Below are 12349 nucleotides of genomic sequence, written 5' to 3' on the forward strand. Positions count from 1 at the left end.
GGTCAGCTGCTGGACGCCAACGCGGTGGATTTTGCGTTGTTGGCGTTGTACTTCGTTTTTGTGCTGGGTATCGGTTATCTGGCGCGGCGTGCGGTTTCCACCAGTTTGGATTTTTTCCTGTCGGGTCGGGCGTTGCCGGCGTGGGTGACGGGGTTGGCGTTCATCTCGGCGAATCTGGGTGCGATCGAGATCATCGGTATGTCGGCGAATGGTGCCGAGTACGGGATGCCGACGATGCATTATTTCTGGATCGGTGCGGTGCCGGCCATGCTGTTCTTGGGCGTGGTGATGATGCCGTTCTACTACGGCTCGAAGGTGCGTAGTGTTCCGGAGTTCATGTTGCGCCGGTTCGGGCGGGCGGCGCATCTGGTGAACGGGATCAGTTTCGCGGTGGCGCAGGTGTTGATCGCGGGGGTGAATCTGTATTTGCTGGCCAGCATCGTGAATGCGTTGCTGGGGTGGCCGTTGTGGTTGTCGGTGTTGCTGGCGGCGGCGATCGTGTTGTCGTACACGGCGTTGGGTGGGTTGTCGGCGGCGATCTACAACGAGGTGTTGCAGTTCTTCGTGATCGTGGCGGCGTTGTTGCCGTTGACGATCATCGGGTTGGTGAAGGTCGGTGGGGTGCAGGGTCTGGTCGAGAAGGTGTCGGCGGGGCCGGGTGGTGCGGAGCAGTTGTCGGCGTGGCCGGGTAATCAGTTGACCGGGTTCGACAACAGTGTGTTGTCGGTGGTGGGGTTGGTGTTCGGGCTGGGTTTCGTGCTCAGTTTCGGGTATTGGACGACGAACTTCGTCGAGGTGCAGCGGGCGATGGCGTCCAAGAGCATGTCGGCGGCGCAGCGGACGCCGATCATCGGGGCGTTCCCGAAGATGTTCATTCCGTTCATCGTGATCATTCCGGGGATGATCGCGGCGGTGCTGATCCCGGAGTTGGCGGCGTTCAAGCAGGCCGGTGGGTCCGGTGGTGGGGGTGTGGATTACAACGATGCGATCTTGTTGTTGATGCGGGATCTGCTGCCGAACGGGATTCTGGGGGTCGCGCTGGCGGGGTTGCTGGCGTCGTTCATGGCGGGGATGGCGGCGAACTTGTCGTCGTTCAACACGGTGTTCACCTATGACATCTGGCAGTCCTATGTGGTGCGGGACCGGGCGGATGGTTATTACCTGAGCATGGGGCGTTGGGTGACGGTGGGGGCGACGCTGGCGGCGGTGGGCACGGCGTTCATCGCGGCGGGGTATTCGAACTTGATGGATTACCTGCAGCAGTTGTTCTCGTTCTTCAACGCGCCGTTGTTCGCGACGTTCATCCTGGGGATGTTCTGGAAGCGGATGACGCCGCATGCGGGGTGGGCGGGTCTGGTGTTGGGGACGGTGTCGGCGGTGGTGGTGTTCGGGTTGTCGGAGACCGGGGTGCTGGATCTGCCGGGGCAGGGTGCGAGTTTCGTGGGTGCGGGTGTGGCGTTCGTGGTGGACATCGTGGTGAGTGTGGTGGTGTCGCTGGTGACGCGGCCGAAGCCGGCGGCGGAGCTGGTGGGGTTGGTGTACGGGTTGACGCCGCGGGCGAGCTTGCAGGCGTCGACCAGTGGTGAGGATGCCGGCTGGTATCGCCGTCCGGGTCTGCTGGCGGGGATCGCGCTGGTCCTGATCATCGCCCTCAACATCATCTTCGGCTGACTTCAAACGACGAGGAGGTTCCGCCATGGCGGGTCGGAGTTCCGGGCACACCGCGGGTGCCTTCGACATCCGGACGGTGATCGCGCTGCTGTTCGCCATCTACGGCGTGGTGCTCGCGATCGTGGGCGTGGTGCAGCCGCAGGCCGAGATCGACAAGGCCGCCGGGGTGAACATCAATCTCTGGGCCGGGATCGGCATGGTCGTGTTCGCGGTGGTGTTCGTGGCCTGGGCCCGGCTGCGGCCCATCGTGGTGCCCGACGAAGCCGAGCGGGGAGCGTCCCCGGAGTAGGCGAACACCTGGTGTGACGGCGTCCGCACCCTCCGGGGCGGGCGCCGCTCGCGTCGCGCCGGATCTGCAGGTTCCCGGCCACGATGGCCGATCGGATAGATAGTGTGATCGTCGTGCCCCGACCAGTGACCTTGATCGCCGCGCTGCTCACCGCGCTCACCGCGTTCGCAGCGGCGGGCTGCGCCGCGGACGGCAAGTCGACCTCGGCCCGGCGGACCGTCGAAGTGCCGAAGTTCGACGTCGACAAGCCCGGGCTGCTGGACCCGGCCTTCGCGCCGGACCGGCTGCGCGGCGTGGACGTGTGCGCGACCCTGCAGGCGGTCGACCTCGGCAGGTTCGGCACACCCGCCCCGGCGTTGACCCCGGACGGCTTCGGGACCTGCTCGAACTTCATGAAGGACCGCAACGGCAAGCCGTTCAACGTCACCCTCTACTTCGATGAAGGCGTGTCCAACCCCGGGGCGAACCGCATCGGCGGGCTGCCCGGCACCGTCTACGGCAACGGGTCGGGCTCCTGCTTCGCGTCGGCCGCTTACACCGGCGCCGACACCAAGAACTTCGACGAACCGCGCGGGCTGGAGATCCAGCTGAGCAGCGAGCAGGCGGACGTCTGCTCGCCGGCCGTGCAGATCCTGGCGGACGCCGTCGACGTCGTGCGGACGAAGCCGCCGGTCAGCCCCCGCGCGTCAGGCGGGCTGGGCGGGTTCGACCCGTGCGAGATCCTCGACCAGGCCGCGATCCGCGACGCCGCGATGGGCGCCTCGGTGGACTCGGCCGGTGGCGAAGGCCTCTACGCCTGCAAGTGGATGGCGGACAACTCCGTGGCGGTGACCGTGAGCTTCGAGGTCGGCTCCCTGACGAGCAGCCCGCTGCCGCCGGTCGACCTCGCCGGCGTGCCGGGCATCGTGGTGCCCACCAGCGCCGATCCGCCGACCTGCGCGGTCGAGTGGGAGCACCGCAAGAACGCCAATGCCAAGGGCGAGAGCGAATTCGTGCAGATCGAGATCATGAACATGGGCCGGATCCCGATGGATCCCTGCGCGAATGCGACGAAGCTGGCACAACAGGCGCGGGCGAAGCTGCCGACCGCATGACGGTCCCGGTCGGCCACCGAATTCCGTAGGCTGCACGATGACAACGACCGACGTAAAGGTGGGAGGCCGGCCATGACCCAGACCGCCCGTGGCAGCGTCGAAATGCCCAGCGGCACGACTGAGCAGTCCCCGACGTTCGAGTCGATCGACCCCCGCACCGGGGAGATCGTGGGGCGCCACCCGATCCACGACGCGGCCGAGGTCGGCGCGCGGGTCATCGCGGCCCGCGAGGCCCAGGCGGCGTGGGCCGAACTCGGTTTCGCCGGTCGCAAGCAGCGGCTCGACGCCTGGCGGAAGCTGCTGGCCAAGCGCCTCGACGAGCTCGCGGGCGTCATCTGCGCGGAGACCGGCAAGCCGCTCGACGACGCCAAGCTGGAACTGATGCTGGTCGTCGACCACCTGCATTGGGCGGCCAGCAACGCGGAGAAGGTGTTGCGCCGTCGAAAGGTCTCGGCGGGCATCGTGATGGCCAACCAGACCGCCACCGTCGAGTACCTGCCGTTCGGCGTGATCGGCGTGATCGGCCCGTGGAACTACCCGGCGTTCACGCCGATGGGCTCCATCGCCTACGCGCTGGCCGCGGGCAACGCCGTGGTGTTCAAGCCCAGCGAGCTCACCCCGGGCGTCGGGCAGTGGCTGACGGAGAGCTTCGCCGAGGCCGTACCCGAGCACCCGGTCTTCCAGCTGGTGACGGGCTTCGGCGAGACCGGCGCGGCGCTGTGCGCCGCCGGGGTGGACAAGGTCGCCTTCACCGGCTCGACCGCCACCGGCAAGCGGGTCATGGCGTCCTGCGCGGAGAACTTGGTCCCGGTGCTGGTGGAGTGCGGCGGCAAGGACGCCCTGATCGTCGACGCCGATGCCGACCTGGCGGCCGCCGCGGACGCGGCGGTGTGGGGCGCGATGTCCAACGCCGGGCAGACCTGCATCGGCGTGGAACGGGTCTACGTCGTGGACGCCGTCGCGGACCGGTTCCTGGAGATGGTCGCCGAGCGGGCGGCGAAGCTGCGGCCGGGCGGCGAACCCGGCGCCAACTTCGGCCCGATCACGATGCCTTCGCAGGTCGACATCATCCGCGGGCACATCGACGACGCGCTCAGCCGCGGCGGCCGGGCGGTCGTGGGCGGTGAGCACTCGGTGCGCCCGCCGTTCGTCGAGCCGGTCGTGCTCACTGACGTGCCGGAGGATTCCACCGCCATCACCGAGGAGACCTTCGGACCGACCATCGTCGTGCAGCGGGTTCGCGACGCCGACGAGGGCGTGGCCCGCGCCAACAACTCCCGCTACGGCTTGGGCGCCTCGGTGTTCTCGCGGGCGCGGGGCGTGGAGCTGGCGCGGCAACTGCGTACCGGGATGGTCGCCGTGAACTCCGTGATCGCCTTCGCCGGTGTGCCGTCGCTGCCCTTCGGCGGCGTCGGGGACTCCGGGTTCGGCCGGATCCACGGCGCGGACGGGCTGCGCGAGTTCACCCGGCCGCAGTCGGTGACGCGGCTGCGGTACCGGATGCCGCTGAATCCGATGAGCTTCGCCCGCGCCAAGGGCACCGTCCGGCGGCTGGTGCGGGTGGTCCGGCTGGTGCGCGGCCGCTGACCCGACCCGGCTGATCGATTCGGCGTTTCAGCTGGGCTTGCGCGGTCGGTGACAGGAAGGTTCCCTTGCTCTCGCACCCTCCGGCCGGGCTCGCGGGGGGTGCGGGAGCGGAGTTGATCGTCAGCCGGCCGGTGCCGCGGGCGCCGGTTCGGCAGCCAAGGAGGCCAGCGGGTGAAGAAGATCATCAATGATCCGGCGGACGTGGTCGCCGAGTCGCTGCGGGGCATGGCCGCCGCGCATCCCGAGCTGCTCCGCGTCCGCACCGATCCCGCGGTGATCGTGCGCACGGACGCGCCGGTGTCCGGCAAGGTCGCGGTGGTGTCCGGCGGCGGTTCCGGGCACGAGCCGCTGCACGGTGGGTTCGTCGGCCCCGGGATGCTGTCGGCCGCGGTGCCCGGCGCGGTGTTCACCTCGCCGACCCCGGACGCGGTGCAGGCCGCGATCGACGAAACCAACGGCGGCGCGGGCGTGCTGCTGGTGGTGAAGAACTACACCGGCGACGTGCTCAACTTCGAGACCGCTGCCGAGCTGGCCGGCATGGACGGCGTCGAGGTGCGCAGCGTGATCGTCGACGACGACGTGGCGGTGAAGGACTCCACGCACACCGCGGGCAGGCGCGGGGTCGGCGGCACGGTCCTGGTGGAGAAGATCGTCGGCGCGGCCGCCGAGCGCGGCGCGAGCCTGGACGAGTGCGAGGAGCTCGCCAAGCGGGTGGTGTCCCAGGTTCGTTCGATGGGCATGGCGGTGACCTCGCCGACCGTGCCGCACGTCGGTCAGCCGAGCTTCGACCTCGCCGCGGACGAGATGGAGATCGGCATCGGCATCCACGGTGAGCCCGGCCGGGCCCGGGTGCCGCTGACCTCGGCGGACGACATCGTCCGGCGGCTGCTGGAACCGATCCTCGAGGACCTGCCGTTCGCCGCGGGCGACGAAGTGCTGCTGTTCACCAACTCGATGGGCGGCACCCCGCTGCTGGAGCTCTACCTGGCGCACGGCATCGCCGAGCGGCTGCTCGCCGAGCGCGGCATCCACGTCCGGCGGCGACTGGTCGGCCCGTACATCACGAGCCTGGAAATGCAGGGCATGAGCCTGACGCTGCTGAAGCTGGACGACCAGCTGACCGAGCTCTGGGACGCGCCGGTGCGCACCGCCGCGCTGAACTGGTGAGGGAGAACGCCGGAATGGGTTGCACCGCACAGGACGTGATCGCCGCGCTGCGGGCGGGTGCGGCCGTCGTCGCCGAGCACCGCGACGAGCTGATCCAGCTCGACCGGGCGATCGGCGACGCCGACCACGGGGAGAACATGGATCGGGGCTTCCGCGCCGTGGTGTCCAAAGTGGATACGGCGGCGCCGGAGACGCCGGGCGCGGCGCTGAAGCTGACCGCCACCGTGCTGATCTCGACCGTCGGCGGCGCGTCCGGGCCGCTGTACGGCACCGCGTTCCTGCGCGCGGCGGCGGCGGTCGGCGACGCCGAGGAGCTCGACGGCGCGGCGGTCGCCAAGGCGCTGCAGGCCGGGATGGAAGGCGTCATCGGCCGCGGCCGCGCGGCCGTCGGCGACAAGACGATGGTCGATGCGTTGTCGCCGGCGGTGGAAGCCGCCAAGAGCGCCGCGGAATCCGGCGAAGGCGCGGCCGCGGTGCTGGCCGCCGCGGCCGATGCCGCGCACCAGGGCGTGCAGGCGACCGAACCGCTGGTGGCCCGCAAGGGTCGCGCGTCATACCTCGGCGAGCGCAGCGCCGGGCACATCGATCCCGGGGCGCGCTCGACCGCGCTGCTGTTGTCCGCATTCGCCGAAGCCACGAGGTCGCGATCATGAACGTCGGACTGGTCATCGTCTCCCACAGCACCCGGCTCGCCGAGGGAGTCGCCGAACTCGCCCGGCAGATGGCCCCCGAGGTGCGGGTCGTGCCCGCCGGGGGACTGCCGGACGGCAACATCGGCACGGACTTCGAGAAGGTGTCCGCGGCCCTGTCGGACGCCAACACCGGGGCCGGTGCGGTGGTGCTCTACGACCTCGGCAGCGCGCAGATGATCGCCGAGCTAGCAGTGGAGTCGCTCGGCGACCCGAGCACCGCGCTCGTCGTCGACGCGCCGCTGGTGGAGGGCGCGGTCGCCGCAGCCGTTGCGGCCCAAGGCGGCGGCGACATGCGGGGCGTCGCCGGAGCCGCCGAGGCGGCGGCCGCGGGCGGCGAGCTCGCCGAGCCTGGCGAACCCACGGCGGCGGACGAAGTCCACGAGGAGCTGGAGCTGGCCAACGAAGTCGGCCTGCACGCGCGACCCGCGGCACTGCTGGCCCGCAGCCTGAACGGGCTGCAGGCGAACGTCACGATCTCGCTGGGCGACAAGGAAGCCGACGCCGCCAGCGTGCTGGGCGTCATGGGCTTGGGCGCGCGCAAGGGCGACCGGATCGTCCTGCGGGCCAACGGCCCGGACGCGCGCCAAGCGGTGGAGCGCATCTTCGACCTGGCCAAGCGCAACTTCGACGAGTAACCGGCCCGGCGGCCGGTGCATGGGAACCTTCCTGCCACGAACGGCGGGAAGGTTCCCTTTTTCGTGCGTTGGGTGACAGGAAGGTTCCCATGCTCGCGGCGGTTCCGGGGAGGATGACAGGAAAGTTCCCGTGCTGTCATCGGCCGGTGCGGCTGCCCGGCGGGTTAGGCTGAGTTGATGTCGCTGCGTCTCCGCCACCGAGGTACGCCGCTGCTGCTACTACTGGTGCTGCTGGTGGCGGGGTGCACGCCGGAGGCCGCGCCGGTCGGCCAGTCCGGCGGCCAGCCGAGCGACGCCGGCACCGCCGCAGCGGTTCTCGGCGATCTGCGCACAGTGGACCCGTGCACCTTGGCCGATCCGGCCGCGCTGCAAAGCTTCGGTCAGGTGGAGAACGCGGGAACGGTGTCGCTGGACTACTGCCTGCTGCACCTGAAGCTCAACGACGGCTCGCTCGCGCAGTTCGCGGTGGGAGACCTGGTCTACGCCGGTCCGGTCGAGCAGGGCCAGCCGGTCGTTCAGCGCGGGCCGCTGCGGATCGTGCAGGACGCGCCGCTGCCCGGGCACTGCACTCGGCAGATCCTGTTCGCCGACGACATCGCCATGCAGGTCAGCGTCGATCTGCTGACCGGCGATCCGGCCGCCGGGTTGTGCGCGGTGGCCCAGGCCGGGGCCGACGCGGCAGTCGCCGCCCTCGAACAGCAGCGGGTGGGGCACCGGTCGTTCGGGGCGAACTCGCTGGCGCTGCAAGATCCGTGCGAGCTGCTGGATTCCGCTGCCGTGCAGCAGGTTCCCGGGTTGGAAGCGGCGGAACCCCAGCCGAGCCCGGCCGGGCACCAGTGCATGTGGGGTGCGCAGGCTGCCGACGCGCCGCGCGTCCAGTTCCTGCACACCGCCGGTGAACCGCCGAAGGTGCTGCACGGCGCGGCCGTCGAGGAGCAGATCGCCGACCGGCGCACCGTGGTCAGCGTCGTCGGCGGCGACCCGCAGGTTCCGCTGTGCTCCGCGGAAACCGGGCACATCCCGTTCGGCGATCCGGCCACCGGCCAGGTCGAGGTGGCGATGCTGGTCGTGGCAGTGCCGGGGATGACCGGAATCGACGCGTGCGAGTACGCCCGCGGCCTCGCCCAGCAGGCCTGGCCGTACCTGCCGGCGTCCGGCCCGTAGCCGGGCCGTTACCGTTGCAGGCGTGCCTCGACGCAACCGACCGCAACGCCCGAAGGGCCTGTCCCAGGACACCAGCCACCGTGCGATGGGCACCGCGTTCGGCATGTCCCGGGTCGAGCACGGGTCCGACGGCGACTGGATGGTGCGCACCGTGCCCGCCGCGCAGGCCACCAAGGTCTACCGGTGTCCGGGCTGCGACCACGAGATCAGGCCCGGCATCGCGCACGTGGTGGCCTGGCCGGAGGCGGAGCAGGGCAGCGTCGCCGACCGGCGCCACTGGCACAACGGCTGCTGGAGCGCGCGCGGCCGGCGCGGGCCGACGCGGCGCTGGTCGTAGCACGTCACAGCGTGTCGGCCACTCGTTCGTGGCAGGATCGAGGTGATGAGCACCGAGATCCGCGCCAACACGATGCTGCCGGCCCGCCGCGAAGAGATCACCCTGCACACGGCCGACGGCCTGAAGCTGATCGGTGAGCTGGCGCTGCCGGAGTCCCGGCCGCCGCGCGCGACGTTGATCTGCCTGCACCCGCTGCCCACTCACGGCGGCATGATGGACTCGCACATCTACCGCAAGGCCGCGTTCCGGTTGCCCGCGCTCGCCGACCTCGCGGTGCTGCGGTTCAACACGCGCGGCACGGTCAGCGAGGCGGGCCGCAGCGAGGGCAGCTTCGACGGCGGCAACAGCGAGCGGTTCGACGTGGCCGCGGCGCTGGAGTTCGCCGAGTTCCACGACCTGCCGAACGTGTGGCTGGTCGGCTGGTCGTTCGGCACCGACCTGACGCTGGTGCACGGCCTGGACCCGCTCGTCGAGGGCGCGGTGCTGATCTCCCCGCCGCTGCGCTGGAGCACCGAGGAACACCTGGCGGCCTGGGCCGAGTCGGGCAAGCCGGTGCACGCGCTGATCCCGGAGTTCGACGACTACCTGCGCCCGGACGAGGCGCGCCGGCGATTCGCGGCGATCCCGCAGGCCGAGGTGATCGGCTTCCCGGACACCAAGCACCTCTGGGTCGGCAAGGCGGAGGCCGCGCTGGACGCGATCGTGCGCGTCGTGGCGCCGGACGTGCCGACGCCGCTGCCGCACACCTGGGACGGCCCGTCGGAGACCCGCAAGGTCACCATCGTCGACTCCTGACCTGGGGTTCCCAGGGAGGTTCCGGTGCTCGCGTCAGCCCGTGGTCGATAGCCGGAACACCAGCTCGGGCAGGCCGTCGCGGTGGCGCGCCAGGTGCAGCTTGAACCCGAGCTTCTCGGCGACCCGCACGGACGGGATGTTGTCCGCATCCGTCACGATCATGACCGGCCGGTCCGGTCGGTGTCGCCGCGCCCACTGCACGGCGGTCTCGGCCATTTCCGTCGCGTAGCCGTTGCCCCACGCGCTCGGCCAGAAGCGGTAGTAGAGGTTCAGCACCGGCTCGCCCTCCTCGACCCAGTGCCGCAGGCCGCCGAAGCCGATCACGTCCTCGGAACCCGGCAGCCGGATTGCCCAGTAACTGATTCCGTCGGAAGCCCAGCTCCGGTGGATCTTGCCGAGCAGCTCGAGGAGCTGTTCCCGGGATCGTCGGATGTGCGCGTCGAACGGGTGGGTCTCCGCGGCGGCGGAGATCGCGATGAACGCCTCGTCGTCGGCCGGCTGGATGCGGCGGAGGACGAGGCGGCGGGTGTGGATCTCATCCGGTTCGAGCACCCGCCCACGCTAGCCCCTCGACCCGCTCCCGATCATCCGATTTTCGCTGGTAGCGGCGGAGGGTGACAGGAAGGTTCCCATGCTCGCACCGCCTCGGCCGGTCCGGCGGGAGCCTGGGGTGACAGGAAGGTTCCCATGCTGCACACCATCCCGAGTGGCGAGTAGTGCTACGAAGTTCGGTGATGTTGTGGCGACTGCACACATAGGCGCTGGCGGGTCCGCGGCTTAACGTCCTGGGGCATGAGTGACATCCGGCACGTCTCGTTGGGCGGGCGCGTGGCGCTGGTGACCGGCGCCGGCAGCGGGATCGGGCAGGCGTGCGCGCAGGCGCTCGCGGAGTCCGGGGCGAAGGTGCACGTCGTCGATCTCGACCGCGCCGCCGCCGAACGGGTCGCCGCCGACGTCGGCGGCTGGGCGCACGCCGTAGACCTCGCCGATGCGGCGGCCGTCGACGGGCTTCCCGCCGAGGTCGACGTCCTGGTCAACAACGCGGGTTTCCAGCACGTCGCCGCGCTGCCCGAGTTCCCGCCGGAGACGTTCGTCCGCATGCAGCAGGTGATGGTGACCGCGCCGTTCCTGCTGACCCGCAAGGTGCTGCCGCACATGTACGCCCAGGACTGGGGACGCATCGTGCACGTCTCGAGCGTGCACGGCCTGCGCGCCAGCCCGTTCAAGGCCGGCTACGTGGCCGCGAAGCACGCGCTCGAAGGACTGTCCAAAGTGGTCGCGCTCGAGGGCGCCGAGCACGGCGTGACGAGCAACTGCGTGAATCCCGGGTACGTCGACACGCCGTTGGTCCGCGACCAGATCGCCGGGCAGGCCGCGGCGCACGGGCTCGGCGAGTCCGAGGTCGTCGAGCAGGTCTTGTTGCAGCGCGCCGCGCTCAAGCGGCTGATCGACCCCAGCCGGGTCGCCGAACTCGTGCGCTGGCTCTGCGGGGACCACGCGGAGCACGTCACCGGCGCTTCGCTGCCGATGGACGGCGGCTGGACCGCCGCCTGAACCGGCCCACACACAAAGGAGTGTTCGCCTTGGCCAGCAACCCATCCGGGCGCGGCTCGATCGCGCGGGTCGTCGGCGCCAGCCTCATCGGCACGACGATCGAGTGGTACGACTTCTTCCTCTACGGCTCCGCAGCCGCGCTGGTGTTCAACCACCTGTTCTTCCCCGATGCCGATCCGCTGACCGGCACGCTGCTGGCGTTCACCACCTACGCCATCGGGTTCCTCGCCCGGCCGCTCGGCGGCCTGGTGTTCGGGCACTTCGGCGACCGCGTCGGCCGCAAGAAGCTGCTGGTGCTGAGCCTGCTGCTGATGGGCGGGTCCACCTGCGCGATGGGCCTGCTGCCCACCTACGCGGCGGTCGGCGTGGCCGCGCCGCTGCTGCTGACGCTGCTGCGGTTGGTGCAGGGCTTCGCGCTGGGCGGCGAGTGGGGCGGCGCGGTGCTGATCGTGTCCGAGCACGGCGACGCTCGCCGCCGCGGGCTGTGGGCGTCGTGGCCGCAGTGCGGCGCGCCCGGCGGGAACCTGCTGGCCACCGCGGTGCTGGCGGTGCTCGCCGCGACGCAGTCCGACGAGGCGTTCATGGCGTGGGGCTGGCGGATCCCGTTCCTGCTCTCCGGCGTGCTGGTGGTGATCGGCCTGTGGATCCGGCTCGCCGTCAGCGAGTCGCCGGTCTTCCTCGACGCGCAGGCGAAGGCCGAGCAGCGGGCGGAAACCCGGAGCGTCCCGGTGGTGGAGGTGTTCCGGACGCACTGGCGGCAGGTGCTGGTCACCATCGGCTCGCGGATGGCCGAGAACGTGTCCTACTACGTGCTCACCGCGTTCATCCTGGTCTACGTCACCGGGCCGCTGGGGCTGCCGAAGTCCGTCGGGTTGAACGCGGTGCTGATCGGCTCGGCGGTGCACTTCGCGACGATCCCGCTGTGGGGCGCGTTGTCCGACCGGTTGGGCCGCAAGCCCGTCTACCTGTTCGGAACGGTCGCGATGGCGGCGTGGGGCTTCGCGTTCTTCGCGCTGCTGGACAGCAAATCGGCAGTGGTGATCACGGCCGCGACGACGGTGGGACTGCTGCTGCACGGTGCGATGTACGGGCCGCAGGCGGCGTTCTTCGCCGAGCAGTTCCCGACCAGGGTCCGCTACACCGGGCTTTCCGTCGGCGGCCAGCTGTCCTCGATCGCGGCCGGTGCGGTGGCGCCACTCGTCGCGGTGGCGCTGCTGCAGGCCTTCGGCAGCACGATCGCGGTGTCCGGCTACGTCCTCGCGATGTGCGCGATCACGCTGGTCGCGGTCGCGCTGGCGAAGGAGACCGCGGGCAGCTCGTTGCACGATGAGGCTCCGGACGAGCAGGTCGCGGTGACAAGATGA

13 protein-coding genes are annotated in these 12349 nt (G+C 70.4%); 12 read left to right on the forward strand and 1 reads right to left on the reverse strand.

What is annotated here, in order from left to right; translation table 11 throughout:
- The first annotated feature begins 6 nt into the window (after positions 1-6).
- The 10 genes from BLW84_RS42980 to BLW84_RS43025 all read left to right on the forward strand — a co-directional run bounded on the left by BLW84_RS42980 (position 7) and on the right by BLW84_RS43025 (position 9431).
- Complete coding sequence (locus tag BLW84_RS42980; protein ID WP_093278124.1) at positions 7-1671, forward strand: sodium:solute symporter family protein; 1665 nt, start codon at positions 7-9, stop codon at positions 1669-1671.
- A gap of 25 nt (positions 1672-1696) precedes the next feature.
- A complete protein-coding gene (locus BLW84_RS42985; RefSeq protein ID WP_093278072.1) occupies positions 1697-1960 on the forward strand; it encodes a hypothetical protein in 264 nt (87 codons plus the stop codon).
- Between the two features lie 113 nt (positions 1961-2073).
- On the forward strand, positions 2074-3054 hold the full coding sequence (locus tag BLW84_RS42990) for a DUF3558 family protein (RefSeq protein ID WP_177227016.1): 981 nt from the start codon (positions 2074-2076) through the stop codon (positions 3052-3054).
- Between the two features lie 72 nt (positions 3055-3126).
- Positions 3127-4641, forward strand: coding sequence for an aldehyde dehydrogenase family protein (locus BLW84_RS42995; protein WP_093278076.1), 1515 nt, complete (start codon positions 3127-3129; stop codon positions 4639-4641).
- A 171-nt stretch (positions 4642-4812) separates the two neighbouring features.
- Complete coding sequence (dhaK, locus tag BLW84_RS43000) at positions 4813-5808, forward strand: dihydroxyacetone kinase subunit DhaK (protein ID WP_093278079.1); 996 nt, start codon at positions 4813-4815, stop codon at positions 5806-5808.
- A gap of 14 nt (positions 5809-5822) precedes the next feature.
- Positions 5823-6461, forward strand: a complete 639-nt coding sequence (gene dhaL / locus BLW84_RS43005; protein ID WP_093278081.1) for a dihydroxyacetone kinase subunit DhaL — start codon at positions 5823-5825, stop codon at positions 6459-6461.
- Complete coding sequence (gene dhaM, locus BLW84_RS43010) at positions 6458-7135, forward strand: dihydroxyacetone kinase phosphoryl donor subunit DhaM (RefSeq protein WP_177227017.1); 678 nt, start codon at positions 6458-6460, stop codon at positions 7133-7135. The genes dhaL and dhaM overlap by 4 nt, the downstream gene beginning before the upstream one ends.
- A 177-nt stretch (positions 7136-7312) precedes the next feature.
- A complete protein-coding gene (locus BLW84_RS43015) occupies positions 7313-8299 on the forward strand; it encodes a DUF3558 domain-containing protein (protein WP_093278083.1) in 987 nt (328 codons plus the stop codon).
- 22 nt (positions 8300-8321) lie between these two features.
- Positions 8322-8636 carry a hypothetical protein gene (locus BLW84_RS43020; protein ID WP_218157724.1) on the forward strand — a complete coding sequence of 105 codons (315 nt, stop codon included), beginning with the start codon at positions 8322-8324 and terminating at the stop codon, positions 8634-8636.
- A 45-nt stretch (positions 8637-8681) separates the two neighbouring features.
- The gene (locus BLW84_RS43025) at positions 8682-9431 is read left to right on the forward strand and encodes an alpha/beta hydrolase (protein WP_093278087.1); all 750 of its coding nucleotides are present in this window, start codon (positions 8682-8684) and stop codon (positions 9429-9431) included.
- Between the two features lie 33 nt (positions 9432-9464).
- Here the strand turns inward: BLW84_RS43025 and BLW84_RS43030 are convergent, their stop codons facing one another.
- Entirely contained in the window at positions 9465-9983 is a 519-nt protein-coding gene (locus BLW84_RS43030; protein ID WP_093278089.1) for a GNAT family N-acetyltransferase, read from the reverse strand.
- A gap of 240 nt (positions 9984-10223) precedes the next feature.
- Between BLW84_RS43030 and BLW84_RS43035 the strand changes: the two genes are divergently transcribed.
- Together BLW84_RS43035 and BLW84_RS43040 are read left to right on the forward strand one after the other, a co-directional pair.
- Positions 10224-10985 (forward strand): 3-hydroxybutyrate dehydrogenase, encoded by a 762-nt coding sequence (locus BLW84_RS43035; protein WP_093278091.1) that lies wholly within the window; start codon positions 10224-10226, stop codon positions 10983-10985.
- Between the two features lie 29 nt (positions 10986-11014).
- Entirely contained in the window at positions 11015-12349 is a 1335-nt protein-coding gene (locus BLW84_RS43040; protein WP_093278094.1) for an MFS transporter, read from the forward strand.

This window comes from Saccharopolyspora shandongensis, assembly GCF_900106995.1.
Taxonomy (GTDB): Bacteria; Actinomycetota; Actinomycetes; order Mycobacteriales; family Pseudonocardiaceae; genus Saccharopolyspora; species Saccharopolyspora shandongensis.

Bases quoted from the DNA above. Each gene is read 5' to 3' on its own strand.
- BLW84_RS42985 (WP_093278072.1), top strand. From the start codon at position 1,697: ATGGCGGGTCGGAGTTCCGGGCACACCGCGGGTGCCTTCGACATCCGG.
- BLW84_RS43025 (WP_093278087.1), top strand. From the start codon at position 8,682: ATGAGCACCGAGATCCGCGCCAACACGATGCTGCCGGCCCGCCGCGAA.
- dhaL (WP_093278081.1), top strand. From the start codon at position 5,823: ATGGGTTGCACCGCACAGGACGTGATCGCCGCGCTGCGGGCGGGTGCG.
- BLW84_RS43015 (WP_093278083.1), top strand. From the start codon at position 7,313: ATGTCGCTGCGTCTCCGCCACCGAGGTACGCCGCTGCTGCTACTACTG.
- dhaM (WP_177227017.1), top strand. From the start codon at position 6,458: ATGAACGTCGGACTGGTCATCGTCTCCCACAGCACCCGGCTCGCCGAG.
- BLW84_RS42995 (WP_093278076.1), top strand. From the start codon at position 3,127: ATGACCCAGACCGCCCGTGGCAGCGTCGAAATGCCCAGCGGCACGACT.
- BLW84_RS43035 (WP_093278091.1), top strand. From the start codon at position 10,224: ATGAGTGACATCCGGCACGTCTCGTTGGGCGGGCGCGTGGCGCTGGTG.